The following is an 18,471-nucleotide window of genomic DNA, read 5'->3' on the forward strand; positions in this document are numbered from 1 at the left end:
TAAAATTGATTTATGAATAGAGTAGTCACAGGCGTTGCCTTTTTATTAGTGTTGTGGGGCTGTAAAAAATATGATGACGGATACCTGAATCCCCGGTTGCCAAAAACTACCGCTTATTTTGCTTCATTCCAGGAATATACGCGCACCGTTGTAGTGGGAGAGGGCCTGCAATTTAAAATCGGCGCAGCGATGGCGGGCGTACTGGAAAACAAAAAAGATGAAACAGCTGAGCTTGAAATCGGCGCTGTTTATAACAAAACATCGCCTACTGATACACGTGAGTTGCTGCCACCAAATTACTATAATTCTGCCCAGTTGGGTGCTAAAGCAAGGGTTACAATTCCTGCTGGTCAGTTCCTGGGATATATCACAATTGTGCTGGATTCTGTAACATTTTTAAACGATCCTAAATCGATGTACAGGAATCTCAATGCACTGGAAGGATATACCCTGCCAGTGAAAATTGTGTCTACCTCTCTGGACTCTATTGCGAAAGGGCTGGACAGTATTAAAGTTTCAGTTAAATATATTGCGGGGGTTGATGGCTATTATCTCTTCAAAAATGTAATCCGGAAAGAGGTGAATGGGGCGATTATTGATTCAAAAACAGTGTCCGATAGTGCCTTATCAGAAGCCGATACCTACACCTGGCGCTTACTAACACAGGGGCCTTATAAGGTAAGAGCAACATCGGCACCTGCGGCTTTTACAAGCGGGCTAAATTTTAATCTCAATGTAGATGCAAACCGCGCAATAAGTTATGAAAGTGTTACTGGGCAACCGGTAGTTACGGCAGACGGCACAAATTCCTATGACCCCCGGACTCGTGACTTTGTATTGAATTACAGGTATAAAAAAGCAGGAATAGCGGATACCACTTATCGCGTAACAACAAACCTGATATTCAGAAACCGCGTCAGGGACAGGGTTACTGAAACACGGGAATATTTGCTTACCCTCGAAAATTAATTTTAGAGTAGAGTATAAGGCCAAAACATTCATCTTAAACCACTAATAAAGATTCAATGAGATTAAATTACCTAAGCTGCCTGGTTGTTGTTTTATTCTTTGCTGGTGTAACAACCTTGAAGGCTCAGACTCCTTATGGAGGTAAAGTTCGCACCATACCCGGAAAGATTGAAGCCGAAGATTTTGATCTGGGTGGCGAGGGTGTAGGCTACCATGATCGCACTACCAGTAACCAGGGGAAAGGATATCGTTTGAATGAAGGCGTAGGTATCAAGGGGATGGAACCTGTTGAGGGAAAGCCAGCCTGGTACAAATCAAATGATGGATCACCTACGATTGGTTGGTTTTTTGTTGGGGAGTGGTTAAAATATACTGTTGACGTTAAAGCTGGTGTATATGACATTAATATCAGGATTGCAACGCCTATGAATCATAAGGCATTTAACATTTATATTGATGATAAGCTGGTTGCTTATATCGAAGTGCCCAACACAGGTGAGTATTCAAACTGGGCAACCATACATAAGAGGGGCATAAAAATCAATAAAGATGGCCGCAGTACGCTAAAAATCCAGGCAGGCGGAATGGATCTGGATGAGTGCGATTTAAATTGGATTGAGTTTAAACCAGCGAGTGAGAAGTATATCCATTTTGCTCAGTGATAGCATTAATTAACAGCATCGATTAACAGCATCGATTTTGTAAAGACGTTAAATTCGTTCAGATTAAATCAACAGCAAACGATTCATGCCATCATTTAAAAATACATCGCGCAGAAGCTTTATCAGGCGGACTGCGTTAGTGACCGGGGCAGCAATATTAGCCGATAATCTTATTGCTGAAGTTTATGCGCTGTCGCAACAAAACGCTAAGGTGTCAGTTAATGGTCATCTGTGGGTTTATGCCAGTAAGTTTCCCCCAAACTGGGATGTTACTCCAAATATGGAAGCTGCATTTGCCGACATGAGTGCTGCGGGTCTGGATGGTATCGAACTTATGGCAAATGCATTACGCCATGATGACGCAGTCAAACGAATTTCAGGGTTCATCAGCAAATACAAACTTCCGGTTTTTGGTTCATCTTATAATAGTCAGAATTTCAGGATGTGGGATCCGGCCCAGCATCAGCAAATACTGGATGATATTAATATAGTAGTTCCCCGATTAAGCAAGCTAAATGGAAAAGCATTAGGTATTTCAGTAGGGGATGCCAGGCGTTCCAAAACTGAGTCAGAGCTGGATGCACAGGCGACAATATTAAAAGAGATCCGTCGTGTTTGTACCAACAATGGTGTTGAAGCTAACCTTCACAACCATACTTATGAAGTAGCAAACGGAATGCATGATCTCAAAGGTACCCTGGCAAGAATCCCTGATTTTAAATTAGGTCCCGATTTAAACTGGTTGATCAGGGGAGGTGTCAATCCTGTTGATTTCATTAATTCTTACGGTAAGCAAATGGTGTATATGCATATCAGGGATCAATATGCTGATGGTAGATGGACAGAGTATGTTGGCCAGGGCGTTACTGATTTTAAAGCAATAGCCCAGGCTCTGAAGGCCCAGCATTTCAAAGGTGATGTTGCCATCGAACTTGCATTTCCCCCCGATTTTACACCTTCGAACTCATTACAGGACGACTGGAAAATAAGTCGCCAGAATGTCAAAAAAGTATTCGGGTGGTAGTTATTAAACAATTCTGTCTCCAAAATAATTAGTCTGGGGCTGAACTGCAGGCAGGATACAAAAATCAGCTGCATTGGAATAAAAAGGTAAATGTTGATCTGATGAAACTTGTAATGGGTTAAGTTATGGGAAATCCAAATGACAGCCTTAATGTTAACCTTAATGTAAAAGGTGTAAAGGCAAATACTTACGACGTTATTGTTATTGGATCCGGTATAACCGGTGGTTGGGCAGCCAAGGAATTTTGTGAAGCCGGTTTAAAGACGCTGGTGCTGGAACGCGGTCGAATGGTGGAACATATTAAAGATTATCCAACGGCTAACAAAAACACCTGGGATTTTCCGCATAGAAATATTTTGCCTGAGAAAGTAAGAAAGGAAAATCCCATACTCAGCCGTTGTTATGCTTTCGAGGAATCTACAGAACATTTTTTTGTTAAGGATAATGAACATCCTTACCAGCAAACGCGCCCTTTTGACTGGATACGTGGATACCAGGTAGGTGGTAAATCTTTATTGTGGGCACGATGGACACAGCGCTGGAGCGAAGCAGATTTTGAAGCCAATGCCAGGGAAGGTATTGCAATTGACTGGCCTATCCGATACAAAGATCTGGCGCCATGGTATAGCTATGTGGAAAAGTTTGCCGGCATCAGTGGCAACAGGGACGGACTCTCCCAGGTTCCGGACGGTGAGTTTTTACCACCTATGGAGATGAATGCAATTGAAAAACATCTGCAGAAAAGTATTGCTGAAAATTATCCCGGTCGCCACCTGATTATGTCCCGGACAGCTAATTTGTCCACTGCGTTATCGGGTCGGGGACCCTGTCAATACCGGAATCTTTGTTTCAGGGGATGCCCATTCGGAGCATATTTCAGTAGCAATTCATCTACCATTCCCGCAGCTAAGTTAACTGGTAATCTTACCATCAGGCCATTTTCTGTAGTACACTCTCTCATGTTTGATAATAGTTCACAGAAGGCAACTGGTGTTCGGGTTATAGATGCCGAAACAAAAATTGTCACAGAATTTTACGCTAAAGTAATTTTTGTGAATGCTTCAACTCTGAATTCAACACTGATCTTGTTGAATTCGACTTCATCACGATTTCCAAATGGCATGGGAAACGATAGCGGCGAGTTGGGTCATAATTTAATGGATCATAATTACAACGGCAGAATCTCGGGCGAACACCCTGAATTTAATGACAAATACTATTATGGCCGAAGACCTACCGGTGTGTATATTCCAAGATTCAGAAATTGGGGCAAGGATCATCAAACAGCTTATAAACGAGGCTTTGCGTTTGCCGCTTCCAGTGGTCGCAAAAAGCAAAACCCACAGGATGCATCTATCGGAATTGATCTCAAAGAACTAATGACCACCCCCGGATCCTGGCAGCTGAGCATGGTAGGTATGGGTGAATGTTTGCCTCATCATCAGAATAAAGTAACACTTAGTAAAGAAAGGGTTGATGATTGGGGTATTCCCTTGTTGAATATTGATGCCGCATTCACTGAAAATGAGCACCGGATGACAAAAGATATTATTGCCACTGGTGCAGAAATGTTGGAGACTGCGGGTTTCGTAAACATACAAACCAAAGACTCCAATAATGCAATGGGTTTGGGCATACATGAAATGGGGACAGCACGGATGGGAAAAGATGCCCGCACTTCGGTACTTAATCAAAACAACCAGGTTTGGGGTGTGAATAACGTTTTTGTAACTGACGGAGCATGTATGACATCCGGTGCATGTCAAAACCCATCACTTACATATATGGCACTCACCGCAAGAGCCGCTCACTATGCTATTGACTCATTAAAAAAGCAACAACTATAAACAAAGATATAAACTATGAAAAACCTGTAATACGATATTCCGGGATGGTAATAGCGGGATTAAATAGCCATGGACGAGGTTCAAGTCTTTCTCTTATGTGGTATAAGAATCAATCAAAACTGCATGTTTCTACATCGCAGTTCTTTTATTTTTTTATTGTTAGTTCACTGTTCAAATAACTTTTAATGATATGAAAAGAAGAACATTTCTAAAAAGTTCCTCACTTGCAGCGGGTGGTATGTTTTTAACTTTTCCCATCTTCGGTAAAAATGCACCGAGTAATAAAGTAGTCGTGGCAGTCATGGGTCTTAATAGCCGGGGGAGCTTTCATGTTGGCAAATTTTCAAAACTTACCGGGGTTGAAGTTGGATATATCTGTGATGTTGAAGATAATGCTATAAAAAAGGGCCTGGATGCTGCAAAGGATGTGACACGTAAGCCTATAGTCGAAAAAGATATCAGGAAACTGGTGGCAAAGAAAGATTTTGATGCGCTGGTGATCGCCGCCCCTGATCATTGGCATACGCCGGCCGCTTTAATGGGTGTGGCAAATGGTAAGCATGTATATGTTGAGAAACCGTGTGGTCATAATCCGTATGAAAGTGAATTGCTGATCCAGGCACAGGTGAAGTATGGAAAGGTTATACAGGTTGGCAGCCAACGAAGATCGTTTCCAAATTTGATCGAAGCTGCTAAACTTGTCAAAGAAGGAATTATCGGAAATCCCTACATGGGTAAAGCCTGGTATACCAATAACAGGGGCGCGATCGGGACCGGAAAGGTTATTCCCGTGCCGGCGACCCTTGACTTTGAACTTTGGCAAGGCCCGGCTCCAAGAAAAGAATTCAAAGATAATATCGTGCACTACAACTGGCACTGGTTCTGGCATTGGGGAACAGGGGAGTCTTGCAACAATGGTAATCATGAAATTGATTGTCTTCGTTGGTTCATGGGCGTTGACTATCCTACTAAGGTTACGTCTGCCGGTGGTCGCTATGCATATAAAGACGATTGGGAAACGCCGGATACGCAGATCGCTTCATTCGAGTTTGCTGACCGGAAAACGATTACATGGGAAGGAAGAAGCTGTAATTCCTATCCCTCCGAAGGAGGAGGCAGGGGATTCATTGTATATGGTGATAAAGGCACCCTGGTTAACGGTGCAAAGCTTTACGACAACAAAAACAAGCTTATCAGGGAGATTAAGACAAATATAAAGGCCGATTCAACTGATATTGTCAGTTCAACCGGTGATGCCGATGTGTACCATCAATTAAATTTTATAGAAAGCATACGTGGTAATACAAAGGCCACAGCCTCGATTGAAGAAGGCCATAAAAGCGTATTACTTTGCCACTTATCAAATATTGCACAGCGTACCGGAACTACATTGCATTGTGATCCTAAGAACGGACATATTTTAAATAACAAGGAAGCCGAAAAACTTTGGAGCCGGACTTATGAAAAAGGTTGGGAAATAAAATCACTGGCTAAACTATAATATTCAAAATTCAAATGGGAAAATTCTTGTTTTTGGTTTTTGTGTTTTCTTTAATTAATAGGTCTGCCTACCCGCAAGCTTCTTTTAATGTTGAAAGTTTCGGCGCCATAGGAGATGGAAATACCATTAACACAAAATTCATCCAGGATGCCATAGATAAATGTAACACTGAGGGAGGAGGCAGAGTACTTATTCCAAACGGCGTTTTTATGACGGGCACGATATATCTGAAAAGCAACGTCACTCTTTATTTAAGTGAAACTGCCATCCTCAAAGGAGTGGTGGACAGTACAGCATATCCTGATCAGTCTGCTTCATGGATCAAACGTTCGCAGCAAAAGATCAAGGCGGATAGTGCTTACTCAAACCGTGCGCTTATTTACGCATTTGAACAAAAAAACATAGGTATAGGAGGTAAGGGAAAAATTTATGGCCAGGGCGAACATCCTCTTTACCGCGGAAATCTTAAGCACGGCAGACCAAACAGGCCACATGCAGTATATTTGGTTAAATGCGAAGAAATCAGCCTAAAGGATCTTACCCTTTTGAATAGTGCCTGCTGGGGATTCAGACTGGCACAATGCAAGAATATCACTTATGATAATATTCAATTAATAAGCAGGGTAGTAGGAAACAACGATGGATTAGACATTGTCGATTGCTGGAACATGGTGGTATCCAACAGCTTTTTTGATTGCGGAGATGATTGTATTTGTCCCAAAAGCGATCCTACATGGGGGTAAAAAACCTGGTGATTACGAATTGTATTATTAAGTCCGAATCTAATGGTATCAAATGCGGTACCGGAAGCCTGGGTTCATTTACAGACATTACGATTTCTAATTGTGTAATTTATGAATGTCGTTTTGCGGGTATAGCGCTGGAGATAGTTGACGGCGGTTCGATGGAACGCATCTCTGTGAACAATATGACCATGCACAATGTAAACGGAGGGATCTTTGTGAAAATCGGCCAGAGGGAAGGAGACAAACCTGGAAAGATTAAAAATATCAGTTTTTCTAATATCATTGCAGATGGAATAGGAATGTGGAAGCCTGACACCAGTGCTTATTATCACAAACCCTCCGAAGGAACAAAAATTGGAATGAGTATAGTTGGCCAGCCCGGGTATTGCGTGGAAAACATAACGCTAACCAACATCTCTCTGCAGTTTGCAGGCGGTGGAACGTCAGAAGATGCTGATCGGGTAATGGAGGATAAAGCAAAATCATACCCCGAGTACAGCAATTTTGGAATTACTCCTGCATACGCAATTAATTGCCGTCATGTAAAAGGAATTCAATTCAATAATCTTAGTGTAAGTGTAGCCAGCGTAGACAACAGGCCTGCTTTATTTTTTGAGGATGCAACAGATGTGGTGCTAAATCAATTTAAAGCTGAAGTATCCAATGAGGCCAAAGCGTATATCCGATGCAAGGACATCGACAATCTTTTTGTACATTCTTCTAAACCCAAGTCGGGGAAGGTCCCATTTATTTCACTTGAGGGGAGGGTAACAGATATTACCATAATGAACAATGACCTACGGCATGTAAAGGCGGCATATTCACTGGAGGACAAAAAGTACAAAGCCGAGTTAAAAGTTATCAATAATTAAGTCAGCTTAAACTTCAATATAGATTGAATATTATCCCACAGTAAGCCGGAACTGATTTCTGAATGCCCTGGGAGTAACTTTCTTAATAGAAAGAAATTGCTTGTTAAAATTCTCTGGTGTATTGTATCCGCATTCGTAACAGATATCGCGAATAGGTTTATCAGTATCCTGCAATAGTTTGCAGGCATAGCCAACTCTTACCTCATTCAGGAATTCTATATAAGATTTCTTCGTACTTTTTTTGAAATAACTACAAAAGGCCGTTATACTCATGTTGGCAATTTGAGCGATCTGCTGCAACGATAGTGGTTGTTGAAAATTAGTAATGGTGTATTGAAAGATTTTATCCAGCCGCTCTTTGGATTTTGTGTTTAATACATTCATATGGTCTGACGAAAGACACACATTGTTTTTATTGTCCAGAATTATTTGCAGGCAATTGCATAAAGTGCTTATCCTTGAAAAGCCTTCGGCGTGTTCGAGTTGTTGGATCAGTTTGCCTAAAGCTTTTTTAACACTGCCTTCAATCTTTAATCCTTTCATTGAAAGGTCAAACAACTGAACGGCCTGTTTAGTCTCGGGGATTTGCAGAAATTGTTTACCCCAGAAAGTATCGGTGAATTGTACTACAACCGCGCTTGCAATCTGATCGCCCTGATGTTTCTGGAAGGTGTGCGGAACATTACTTCCAATAAAAAAGATGTCACCAGTATTAAATTCACCCACGGCGTTTCCTATAAAACTCATACCTGTGCCCTCCGTAAACAAAATCAGCTCTAACTCAATATGTTGATGCCACGATACTTCAAAATGGGGGGTGCGAAAAGTTTTTGCAATAAAAGAAGTTTCAGCGTTGAGTGGTAGCTTTTGAATAAGCGGTTTCATAGTAGAAGCAATTTTAGAACTTTGCTGTTTATTCCAACATAATTATAGTAAAAAAGTTCTTGTTTTCAGTATTAAGATTAATGTTCTTAATTATTTTAAAGATTAATTATGCATAGGGAAGTTGCCCGTATTCAAGGCCTCCTACATTTAACAAATCTCGATTGCTTATGACAGATCTACCAACATCCGTTATTTATTGTCCAGGCTGCGTCGCAGCAATCCTCCAACAGAAAGCAAAGTCAAGCCAGATCGTATGGGTATTAGTATAAGCGGAAACGTTGTGTTGGAGCAAACGAATGGCCAGGTTTTCAATAAATCTTATCTCTGGCTTCTCAGTATCATTGCCGCTTTGGGTGGAGTACTGTTTGGGTTCGATACGGCTATTATTTCTGGCACCATTCCATTTATCAAAACATATTTCGATTTAAATGAAGTGACCCTCGGGTGGGCTGTGAGTTCTATTTTGGTGGGTTGCGGGCTTGGTGCCATGTTTGCCGGAAAGCTTGCAGATTTATTCGGCAGGCGAAAGGTACTGTTTCTGTGTGCCTTTTTATTTGCGGTAACGGGCATTGGCGTTGCGCTTTCTGAATCATTGTTGGTGTTTGTATTATTCAGAATTATAGGGGGGCTGGCTGTGGGCGCGGCCGCTATGGTGGTGCCAATGTACATCGCTGAAACGGTTCCTGCACCGTTGAGGGGGAGAATGGTCGCATTGTATCAATTAGCTATCGTGGCTGGTATATTAATGGCTTATGTAGTGAATTATTTACTTACAGATAGTGGTGTTAATGGATGGCGATGGATGTTTGCGTCACAGGCTTTTCCCGCAGCCCTGTTTTTCTTTTTATTATTCGTTGTTCCGGAAACACCAAGGTGGTTAATAGCACGGGGACAGCAATCGAAAGCCTATGCCGTCTTGTTTAAGACAGGCGGCGAAGTCTATGCCCGGAAGGAGATCGAAACTATCTCTGAATATACATACAAGGATACTAAAGGAAATTGGAAAGATCTTTTCTTGCCTGCTTTCCGGCGTGTTATATTGATGGGTATTTTGATAGCAGTATTTCAGCAAATCACCGGGATCAACGCTATCCTGTATTATGCCCCCGAAATATTTAAAAACACAGGAGTAAATACTGATACTGCTGCAATTCAAACTATAGCTATTGGAGTTACCATGTTATTGTTCACACTGATTGCCATCTGGCTGGTAGATCGTATCGGACGTAAAAAACTACTATTGGCCGGATGCGCTGTTATGGCTGTTTCTTTGCTCGTGGTAGCTGCATGTTTCCAGTTTAAGTTTTTTGATCATTACATTGTGTTGTTTTTTCTTCTTGCTTATATCGCTGGCTTCTCAGCCAGTCTCGGGGCAGTTACCTGGGTAATTCTTTCAGAGATATTCCCTAACCGGATACGTGCAATGGCTTTATCACTCGCCACCTTCCTTTTGTGGCTGGCTGACTTTGCCGCGAGCTTCTCATTTCCGGTTTTGAATAAATGGGCCGGCACTGCCACAACTTTGTTGCTGTTTGCATTTTTTTGTGGGATTTATCTTTTTTACATATGGTTCAAGATTCCCGAGACCAAAGGGAAATCTTTGGAAGAGCTTGAAAGTATTTTAATTAAATAACGATAATGGTCATTTTATGGAAAAGGAAGATGGAGTTATATTCAACAAATTTATCTCGGAAAAAAATATCAGCTTCTATCAGGAGTATGGGTATCTTGTTGCAAAGGGCTTACTGACCGCAACCGAGATTCTGGAGCTCAAAACGGATACCGCGAAAATCTTCAAAGGTTTTTATGGATCGATCGACGGCATGTTGCCCGTTGATTACAACACGTCCGATCATGAGGTACTGGTAAAATATGTGGCTATCCATTTTCCGCATAAAATTTCGCCTGTTATTAAAAATTATCTTGCTCATCCATCAATTACGGCAATTCTTACCGCTATCATAAGTAAAAATGTGAAATGCATGCAGTCAATGTTATTCGTAAAGGGCCCTGGTAAAGCCGGCCAATCCTGGCATCAGGACGAATATTATATACCAACGCGGGATAAATCACTTACCGGGGTCTGGATTGCCATAGACAATGCATCGGTAGAAAACGGCTGTCTTTGGGTGGTGCCTGGTAGCCAGCGGCCCGGCTATATTATGAAGCGTGTTCATAACAAAAGCAGCGAATATGCTGACGAAGATTCCATCGATGTATCAGGCTACAAACCTGAGGAGATCGTGCCCCTGGAAGCCGAAAAAGGAGATGTTGTTTTTTTTAATGGTTACCTCTTACATAGCTCCCTTCGCAATAAAACAAAAGATCATTTCAGAACCGCACTGGTTAATCATTATATGAGCGCTGAAAGTATGTTGCCCTGGGATCAGGACGGAAAGTTTCCCCTTACTGAAGATATGCGGGACATCGTGATGGTTGCAGGCGAAGATCCCTATGCACATAAACCTCTGGTCAGTTTGAATCAACCTTATCTCAGACCCGAAGTTCTGAAAATTATCAAAAACATATAGCCCAAATTACCACGAGCACTATACTTCCATTTGTTACAGTATTCTGCCAATTGTGGGTCCCATTTAAACTCTTCATAGTTTATTAAAGCTATAACAGTAATAACAGTAAACCACAAGAAATCAGTATGAAAAGAAAGGACTTTATAATGAAGAGTGCGCTGACTTCAATGGCAGTTCTCGCTGGCCAGGCTGGCTTTAGCAAAAACTTTAATAACCGTGTTAGTAAGATTGCTCAACCCAGGGCAATTACAATGTGGGATTTTAGCTGGCTCGAACGCAGGTGGCCGGGTGGTAGTTATGAAGACTGGGACAAGGTGCTGGATGAGTTGTTGGTTCGCGGTTACAATGCCATCAGGATCGATGCCTATCCCCATTTGCTGGCAGAGGATCCGGCAAAGGAATGGACCTTGTTGCCTGTCTGGGACCAGCAGGATTGGGGTAGTCCGGGAAAGATCAATGTGAGCGTTTATCCCTCGCTGAAAGAGTTCATGCAGAAATGTAAAAACCGTGACATAAAAATTGGATTATCCACCTGGTACCGGGAGGACGTCAACAATGTTCGCAGTAAAGTAAACTCACCAGAAAAGATGGCGGAGATATGGATCAAAACGCTTGATCTCCTCGCGAAAGATAGTCTGCTCGATACTATTCTGTACGTGGATCTCTGCAATGAATGGACTTCAGTGTGGTCCGTGATGTTTACAGAACCCAGTCACAACTGGGGCACTGTCCCTTCACTTAACTGGATGAAGAAGTCAATACAACTCGTAAAAGACAAATATCCTCAACTCCCACTCACTTTTTCATTTGATTATTCAGGAGACGATGTGGGAGACAAGTTGAGGAAAAATCCTTTACCCCATTTTGATCTGATTGAACAGCATATATGGATGGCTTCTTTAAACAAAGGAGAGTTTAACAACACAGTGGGTTACAACTGGCATAAATTTTCATCGGAGAGTTACAAAAACCTTATTGAAAAAGGCGAGAAACTATATCGCAGCAAGCCTGACTACTGGAAGAAATTGTTGGTGGATCAGATCAATCTTTTCGCGGCTGCTTCAAAAGACATTCAAATGCCTTTAATCAGCACAGAATGCTGGGCTATCGTTGACTATAAAGATTTTCCAGGTCTGAACTGGAATTGGGTGAAGGATTTATGTGAGCTTGGCGTTAGCGTTGCTGCGGGTACCGGCCAATGGGTTTCAATTGCCAGTAGTAATTTCTGCGGACCGCAGTTTGTCGGAATGTGGAGCGATGTAGAGTGGCACAAGCGGATAACAAAAATCATTAAAAGTTCCTCAATTTCCCCTCAACTACATATGCGGAAAATAATTAACAGGTTATTGTAAGGCAAAATATCATATAAAATTTTGTGAGATAAAAAATGGGCGTTAAATTGGTTAACCAATTCGTTGGGTGACCAACGCCCAAATCGACTTTTATCCATACAGACAACTTGTAAATAACCGCTTATGAAACGAGGGCTTTTTTGGTCGTCGGTTTTGGTGATATCTTTGAGTATATCAGGATGCAAAAGGGAGGAAAGTAATCCCGCTATTGTACCCACACCAGGCCCTGCATCACCTTCTGTAAATACCCAAAATAGTCAGCTGATCTTTAATACTGGTTTTGAAAGTCCAACATCGATGGTAGCCATCTCGGCACAGATCGCCGAATTCAGGGGAACAGACGCGACAGTCAGTAAGCCAAATGACTGGTCAACGGACTTTAACGCACATCCCAATATTGGTTCTTTCAGGATTTATTACGAACAGGGAGACTCTTCCCAAAGGCTGGCAGCAATTGTTCCCGATCCGGTCAATGTTACCAACAAAGTATTGAGCTTTACAATTAAAACACCACATATAGAAGTTCCGCCTTCGTCTCAATATACTGTGGGAGGGATATTATTTAATAAAAAAGCCAGGGTGCAGGCTGAGTTGTACGGGAATAATGGGTTGAAGGAAATTTATCAATCCATAAAATTATTCGTACCGGCTGATTTCAATAAGCTGATCAATTCACCGTTTCCCGGCGCCGGTGATTGGATTACTCTTTTTGAGTTTTGGAATAATGAGTGGTGGAGTGGAAATGCTGCTTTTCCATTCAGATTCGGCATTAATATAGATAAGGGATCGGCCACAATCGGATCACCATTATACTTTAAAGCGGAAGCGCAAAAAAACGAGGCTGGCAAGTTTGTCCAGGTATGGTATAGGAAGAATATGGATTTTGCAGTGCCTATCGGGAAATGGATGACCCTCGAATATTATATTAAAGAAGGAAATAAGGGAAATGGTAGATTTTACTTTGCCGTTACGCCCGATGGCGGGGCAAAAACGGTGGTATTTGATATTAACGGCGACACTGCCCATCCTGATGACCCCAGTCCCAACGGACTTTCCGAGATCAATCCAATAAAATTTTATTCATCCAACAATATCGTTAACCAGATGAATGCACTTGGAGGAACCTTCCAGTTGTATTGGGATGATTTCAAATTCTGGAAGGATAAGAAGCCTTAACATTATAGCCAATGCGGAAATACTTACGGATACAGATTATTCTCTTGACCATTGCAATCCAACCGGGGTTTATCTCCACAAAATGCTCTGGCCAGTCAAATGGTAAATCGCATATTCAAGCGCAATTGCAAAACCAGAAACCCATTCACAGCTATATTATTAATGCCTCATTAAAAAAAGATCAACGGGTTAAGCTCGATGGCCCCGCCAGGCTGATAACAGTTGATGGAAGGACAGGACTCAACATTACCAGTATCCGGACGGTGCTGGAGATGAAGGCGCATACCATGAAGGAGAAAAGAGGTTCGGTCACAATGTGGGTGTTATCCCTGGAGGAACTGGCTACATCTTTTAGCTATTCTGGCATGGCAAAGAGTAATCCCCATTGGCGATATTATCCATTGCTATCGGATAACCCAAATCCACAAAACTTTGATGGAGCCAGTTTTAAATGGGTATGGTACAACGGGTGGCATCCCAATTTTATTGCAATGTTTGGTAAAGAGCGTTTATACGAAAATGCTTTCAACATGCCACATAAAGCGCTGATCAGCGTAAGTCATTTTAATATCAAACCTCATACCTGGTATCAATATGCTCTCACCTGGGACTATGAGAAGGATCAATATCGTATGTATGTAAACGGAATTGAGGTGGGGAGAGAGGATCAATATAAAACCCACAGACCACATCGTGATTCTATCAATTCATCATTATACATTGGGAATCCTACCTTCTGTTATTCCGATGTCAATTTTTACAATCATGTCTTGCTGCCAACTGAAATACAGGATCGTTTTAAGCAGACAACTACAAAATTTGATCAGCAGCTGAATGATGAGCTTTTAACCACATATGCAGGAAAAAATCCTAAGCCATTTAGTTTCAATCCTGATGGCAGCTGGAAAAATCAGCTGAACCTTAGTTTTAAAAAAACGACGCATTTAGATAGTTTTTATGTTCAGGGGAATCCGGTTGATGTGAAGATCACTAATGAAGGTTTATTGATTGAAACGATTGAAAAGGAGATGACTGCCAATTTGCTGGATTCACAAATGTATCTCTGGACAAGAAAGCCATTTGAAGGTGACCTCTACGTAGAATACGAATACCAGTCATTGAGGTATGGCGGCTTGAGCCTTCTGCTAACACAGGCATCCGGGATGAACAGGGAGGATTTTATGGCAGATTATCCGTTACGAAAGAGCGGGCGGATGACGATGATTTACGGAGAAGATGTTCGTAGTTATCACTGGGAATATTATCGCGAACAGGCAGATATGCGTAATGACCTGGATAATTCGGCATTCATGAAACAACCATTCAACCAGGCTCTCGCATTTTCTTCCCGGAATATTCCACTATCAAAAAATACCTGGCATAAAATTCAGTTCCTCCAGACCGGCAAACGTATCAGGGGAGCAATAGATGGAGTTTTGATGTTTGATGTAATGGATTCAGGGCATAACAATAATGGGCCTGTTTACGATTTCGGACGAATTGCGATCCGATGTATGCTGCGTACTAAAATGTTGTTCAGAAATCTCAAAGTGTATAATAAGATTCATTATGAAAGTGAGGCGTTCTGAAGTTTGCATCATGTGTATGTCTGTAAAAAATCAGATCATGTTATTTAAGTATCAACAGTTAAAATAAAAGTAGCCGCCGGGTAAATATATCATGGAATAACATAAATTAAATTCAGATTTTCTTATATGAAATTCAGATACACGAATGAATACTTACGGGCTGATAATTTAATGATGCAAAATTTCAATTATTTGCAAAAGCGTTTTTTTGTGGTTTTATTCTTTCTTGGTATAACATATACCCAGGCGCAGATTATCGTTCGTACTGACTTTAATCGTGAGCGGGTTTGGCATAAAGACTACCGGGTTAATGAAAAATGGTCAGATGCAGCTGCCACAAAAAGCGATTCCGGAATTACGACAAAACTAACCTGGGCTAAATCAGGTACTATTGATGTTGCTAACACTGTTACACCCTCAGAGGCATTGGTGTTATCGGTTAAGGACAGCCTTGGCCGGGGAAATTGGTCGGCTGCAATCAGTTCAGGATTAAGGCCATGCGTAAACAGGGAGACTCACCTGGGTAAACTTACTTTGAGTTTCGATAGTTGGGTTTCGTCTATCCGACCGGTATTGGTTAAAATAGAGTCATTTGATGCTTCCAGGAAACGAACCGGAGGCTTACAAGCCCGGGTTTATCCTCCCACACCAAATTATTTCTTGCGATCTTCTATTGAATTATCCGGGATGCTACCAGCAGGAGCTGGTAAGTTTAATCCACTTGATTCCTTTGTAAACCTGAGCTTTGAGATCAGTGAGCAGGATGGCAAGCCTGGCGTGCCAGTGATGGAGGAACTAAGGATTGACAATGTTAATTTTTCCAGTGCAGCATATTATGTTAGTTCTGATGGCAGTGATAACAATAATGGGCGATCTGAGACTACTGCGTTTGCTACGCCCCAAAAAGCTTTAAATATTGCGAAACCCGGCGATATCATTTTGCTGATGAATGGCACTTATGGTGGCCCCGCAAATCAAAAAGCAGTCGCAAACTTTGTTCATGCCGGATTTCCATCAGCCTGGATCACTCTTAAAAACTATCCGGGGCACAAACCGGTAATCCTGGCTTATGGGCAGCATGGAGTAAACATTGCGCTTGGGAATGATTCAACATTCAGAGAGGCGCCTATGCTGTCGTATATAGAGTTGAGGGGTTTACATATAAGAGGTAATGCTGACAATGCTGAAAAACTCTATCCCGCTGATCTTGGTACCGCTACAAAAAACACCCAGGTAAACGGAATCAATATTGATGGATCCTGGGGACCAACACGGATGTATCATCATTTTCGCCTGGCTGATAACCTTGTTGAGTACTGCGGCGGTTATGGTGTATTTACTCAAACAGTTGATTATCTGCTGGTAGAAAACAATATTTTTCGAAATAATTGCTATACCACGGTGGAGCTTTGTTCAGCGGGATTCGCGTGTATGATGTATGCCGATTTTGATAAGGTGGATAACGCCACAAAAATTGTGGTGAGAAATAACCAGGCCTATGGCAACCAGGTAAGAGTGCATAAAAAGGTGGGCACTCCAAAGATATTTAATGGGGATGGATTTCTTTTTGATGCGAATTCTGAAGCTTACATTCATCCTGATAAATACCTTGGAAGAACATTAATTCAAAACAACCTCGTTTATGGCAACGGAGGGGGAGGTATTCAGATGTGGGGTAGTCATCGTTTAGATGTAATTAACAACACCCTTTATCATAATGGAATAACTGAAGATCTAAAGTGGGGCAACCTGGGTTTTGACTATTGTAAGGATGTTCGCCTGATCAATAATATTTCTGTTGCACTGCCCACCCGGCCCAATGACCGGTGGCTGCTAAACCGACCCGATAAGGACACAGCGGGGATCGTAAGAATCAATAACCTTTATTATGGTGGCTTCCTGCCAAATATCAAAGGAAGCAATGACATCGTAGCTGATCCGTTGTTTGTAAACCCTTCAACTGATCCTGCAGTGGCTGACTTTCGCCTGAAACCAGGCAGTCCGGCTATCAATTCAGGATATACTGGGTTCGAAGGGCAGCCGCTGACGGACTTATCCGGCAGTTTTCGTAACCTGAAGTCCACCGCAGTGGAAAGGGGAACCTATAGTTTCAACCCATCCCGAAAAAAGTGACGTAGAAACCTGCATGCTAAACGCTGGAACATATGACCCAATAAAACGACGAAGTTTTCTTCGCTATCTAAGTCTGGCCTCAATGGCCGCCATTTGTCCTGGTGAGAAGTTGCTTTCAAATCAGCGTTACAATATGTTCGCTGGTTCTGTTATTCCAACAGCTACCGGCTCAATTGATTCTCATGAGATGGGCATCACCAGCTTGCACGAACATATTGCGTTACAAGCTGACCCAAATGAAAAAAAGAAAAGCATCGCTTTTGCTATCAGCGAACTAAATAAAGCCAAAGCGCTGGGTTTAAAAACAATTGTTGACGTAAACCCGCAACGCGATGTGGCAGGTATAAGGGAAGTATCTTTGGCCACGGGTATAAATGTTATCTGTTGCACAGGTTATTATGTCCTTACACCCGAACAGCAATCCTTAACGGTTGAAGCATGTGAGCGTCACATGACAAGAGAAATTGAAGAAGGTATCCAGGGTTCAGGTATCCGTCCCGGGGTTATAAAAATTGCTACGAAAAGATTGCCCATTACTGAAGCCGAGAAAAATTTATTTATTGCCGCTGCACGTATTCATAGGCGGTATAAATTACCAATTTGTACCCATGCGGTTAGCGGATGTGTAGAGCAACAAAAAATCCTGGAAGACTCCGGGGCGGATTTAGCCCACTGCTACTTTTCTCATACCGAGGCTACTTTCGGTTGGGAGGGTCGGTCAGTGACAGAGGAAATTGACTACCTGGAAACGATTACAGAAAAAGGAAGTACCCTCAGCTTTAATAATTTTGGTAACTGGAATCACACAAAACCCGGCGACCTGGCTCAGATCATCAGGGAACTATGCAAACGCGGCTACGACAGAAATATGGTGGCCACTATGGATCTTACATGGAAGGTAGAGAACGGTGAAATTAAGATACTATGGGGCGATACAAATGTAGATGGCAACGATCGTACTTATTCATACTTGTTGCGGAAAGCAGTTCCGTGGATGAAAGAACAAGGAATTTCAGACTTATCAATCAATAAATTTCTTGTTGATAATCCTGCAAGGATTTTCACCTGGTAGACTTAGTATTGTTGACCTGCACTAACAATCGCTTATGAAAACAGCAACTTATATTTTTTTACAATTACAAAAACCGGATAGTTTAGTGAAAAGAATGCAGCTCTACAAATCA

General features: G+C 41.9%; 15 protein-coding genes. 14 read left to right on the forward strand and 1 reads right to left on the reverse strand.

What is annotated here, in order from left to right:
* Positions 1-12: 12 nt before the first annotated feature.
* The 7 genes from ACX0G7_RS12730 to ACX0G7_RS12760 all read left to right on the forward strand — a co-directional run bounded on the left by ACX0G7_RS12730 (position 13) and on the right by ACX0G7_RS12760 (position 7,621).
* Positions 13-969, forward strand: a complete 957-nt coding sequence (locus ACX0G7_RS12730) for a DUF1735 domain-containing protein (protein ID WP_458923862.1) — start codon at positions 13-15, stop codon at positions 967-969.
* 56 nt (positions 970-1,025) lie between these two features.
* Positions 1,026-1,631, forward strand: coding sequence for a carbohydrate-binding domain-containing protein (locus tag ACX0G7_RS12735; protein ID WP_458923863.1), 606 nt, complete (start codon positions 1,026-1,028; stop codon positions 1,629-1,631).
* An 85-nt stretch (positions 1,632-1,716) separates the two neighbouring features.
* Positions 1,717-2,655, forward strand: a complete 939-nt coding sequence (locus ACX0G7_RS12740) for a sugar phosphate isomerase/epimerase family protein (RefSeq protein ID WP_458923864.1) — start codon at positions 1,717-1,719, stop codon at positions 2,653-2,655.
* Between the two features lie 125 nt (positions 2,656-2,780).
* Positions 2,781-4,502 carry a GMC oxidoreductase gene (locus ACX0G7_RS12745; protein ID WP_458923865.1) on the forward strand — a complete coding sequence of 574 codons (1,722 nt, stop codon included), beginning with the start codon at positions 2,781-2,783 and terminating at the stop codon, positions 4,500-4,502.
* A gap of 190 nt (positions 4,503-4,692) precedes the next feature.
* The gene (locus tag ACX0G7_RS12750) at positions 4,693-6,003 is read left to right on the forward strand and encodes a Gfo/Idh/MocA family protein (RefSeq protein WP_458923866.1); all 1,311 of its coding nucleotides are present in this window, start codon (positions 4,693-4,695) and stop codon (positions 6,001-6,003) included.
* Between the two features lie 14 nt (positions 6,004-6,017).
* Positions 6,018-6,746: a glycoside hydrolase family 28 protein gene (locus ACX0G7_RS12755; RefSeq protein WP_458923867.1), complete on the forward strand. Its 729-nt coding sequence runs from the start codon at positions 6,018-6,020 to the stop codon at positions 6,744-6,746.
* Positions 6,737-7,621, forward strand: coding sequence for a hypothetical protein (locus tag ACX0G7_RS12760; RefSeq protein ID WP_458923868.1), 885 nt, complete (start codon positions 6,737-6,739; stop codon positions 7,619-7,621). Before ACX0G7_RS12755 ends, ACX0G7_RS12760 begins: the two co-directional genes overlap by 10 nt.
* A gap of 30 nt (positions 7,622-7,651) precedes the next feature.
* On the opposite strand, the gene ACX0G7_RS12765 is transcribed toward ACX0G7_RS12760, so the two are convergent.
* Positions 7,652-8,506, reverse strand: a complete 855-nt coding sequence (locus ACX0G7_RS12765; protein WP_458923869.1) for an AraC family transcriptional regulator — start codon at positions 8,504-8,506, stop codon at positions 7,652-7,654.
* A gap of 253 nt (positions 8,507-8,759) precedes the next feature.
* Between ACX0G7_RS12765 and ACX0G7_RS12770 the strand changes: the two genes are divergently transcribed.
* The 7 genes from ACX0G7_RS12770 (at position 8,760) to ACX0G7_RS12800 (ending at position 18,359) form a co-directional block, all read left to right on the forward strand.
* The gene (locus ACX0G7_RS12770) at positions 8,760-10,139 is read left to right on the forward strand and encodes a sugar porter family MFS transporter (RefSeq protein ID WP_458923870.1); all 1,380 of its coding nucleotides are present in this window, start codon (positions 8,760-8,762) and stop codon (positions 10,137-10,139) included.
* Between the two features lie 16 nt (positions 10,140-10,155).
* Positions 10,156-11,037 carry a phytanoyl-CoA dioxygenase family protein gene (locus tag ACX0G7_RS12775; protein ID WP_458923871.1) on the forward strand — a complete coding sequence of 294 codons (882 nt, stop codon included), beginning with the start codon at positions 10,156-10,158 and terminating at the stop codon, positions 11,035-11,037.
* A gap of 125 nt (positions 11,038-11,162) precedes the next feature.
* Positions 11,163-12,389: a cellulase-like family protein gene (locus ACX0G7_RS12780; protein ID WP_458923872.1), complete on the forward strand. Its 1,227-nt coding sequence runs from the start codon at positions 11,163-11,165 to the stop codon at positions 12,387-12,389.
* A gap of 123 nt (positions 12,390-12,512) precedes the next feature.
* Entirely contained in the window at positions 12,513-13,565 is a 1,053-nt protein-coding gene (locus tag ACX0G7_RS12785; protein ID WP_458923873.1) for a hypothetical protein, read from the forward strand.
* An 11-nt stretch (positions 13,566-13,576) separates the two neighbouring features.
* On the forward strand, positions 13,577-15,154 hold the full coding sequence (locus ACX0G7_RS12790; protein ID WP_458923874.1) for a DUF1961 family protein: 1,578 nt from the start codon (positions 13,577-13,579) through the stop codon (positions 15,152-15,154).
* 192 nt (positions 15,155-15,346) lie between these two features.
* A complete protein-coding gene (locus ACX0G7_RS12795) occupies positions 15,347-17,287 on the forward strand; it encodes a right-handed parallel beta-helix repeat-containing protein (RefSeq protein WP_458923875.1) in 1,941 nt (646 codons plus the stop codon).
* Positions 17,288-17,369: 82 nt separating this feature from the next.
* Positions 17,370-18,359 (forward strand): phosphotriesterase family protein, encoded by a 990-nt coding sequence (locus tag ACX0G7_RS12800; protein ID WP_458923876.1) that lies wholly within the window; start codon positions 17,370-17,372, stop codon positions 18,357-18,359.
* The last annotated feature ends 112 nt before the right edge of the window (positions 18,360-18,471 follow it).

It is taken from the genome of Flavitalea antarctica, assembly GCF_054461535.1.

What these genes read in the sequence shown, in the direction of transcription:
- ACX0G7_RS12730 (WP_458923862.1), top strand. Translation starts at nt 13, where the DNA reads ATGAATAGAGTAGTCACAGGCGTTGCCTTTTTATTAGTGTTGTGGGGC.
- ACX0G7_RS12735 (WP_458923863.1), top strand. Translation starts at nt 1,026, where the DNA reads ATGAGATTAAATTACCTAAGCTGCCTGGTTGTTGTTTTATTCTTTGCT.
- ACX0G7_RS12740 (WP_458923864.1), top strand. Translation starts at nt 1,717, where the DNA reads ATGCCATCATTTAAAAATACATCGCGCAGAAGCTTTATCAGGCGGACT.
- ACX0G7_RS12745 (WP_458923865.1), top strand. Translation starts at nt 2,781, where the DNA reads ATGGGAAATCCAAATGACAGCCTTAATGTTAACCTTAATGTAAAAGGT.
- ACX0G7_RS12750 (WP_458923866.1), top strand. Translation starts at nt 4,693, where the DNA reads ATGAAAAGAAGAACATTTCTAAAAAGTTCCTCACTTGCAGCGGGTGGT.
- ACX0G7_RS12755 (WP_458923867.1), top strand. Translation starts at nt 6,018, where the DNA reads ATGGGAAAATTCTTGTTTTTGGTTTTTGTGTTTTCTTTAATTAATAGG.
- ACX0G7_RS12760 (WP_458923868.1), top strand. Translation starts at nt 6,737, where the DNA reads ATGGGGGTAAAAAACCTGGTGATTACGAATTGTATTATTAAGTCCGAA.
- ACX0G7_RS12765 (WP_458923869.1), bottom strand. Translation starts at nt 8,506, where the DNA reads ATGAAACCGCTTATTCAAAAGCTACCACTCAACGCTGAAACTTCTTTT.
- ACX0G7_RS12770 (WP_458923870.1), top strand. Translation starts at nt 8,760, where the DNA reads ATGGGTATTAGTATAAGCGGAAACGTTGTGTTGGAGCAAACGAATGGC.
- ACX0G7_RS12775 (WP_458923871.1), top strand. Translation starts at nt 10,156, where the DNA reads ATGGAAAAGGAAGATGGAGTTATATTCAACAAATTTATCTCGGAAAAA.
- ACX0G7_RS12780 (WP_458923872.1), top strand. Translation starts at nt 11,163, where the DNA reads ATGAAAAGAAAGGACTTTATAATGAAGAGTGCGCTGACTTCAATGGCA.
- ACX0G7_RS12785 (WP_458923873.1), top strand. Translation starts at nt 12,513, where the DNA reads ATGAAACGAGGGCTTTTTTGGTCGTCGGTTTTGGTGATATCTTTGAGT.
- ACX0G7_RS12790 (WP_458923874.1), top strand. Translation starts at nt 13,577, where the DNA reads ATGCGGAAATACTTACGGATACAGATTATTCTCTTGACCATTGCAATC.
- ACX0G7_RS12800 (WP_458923876.1), top strand. Translation starts at nt 17,370, where the DNA reads ATGGCCGCCATTTGTCCTGGTGAGAAGTTGCTTTCAAATCAGCGTTAC.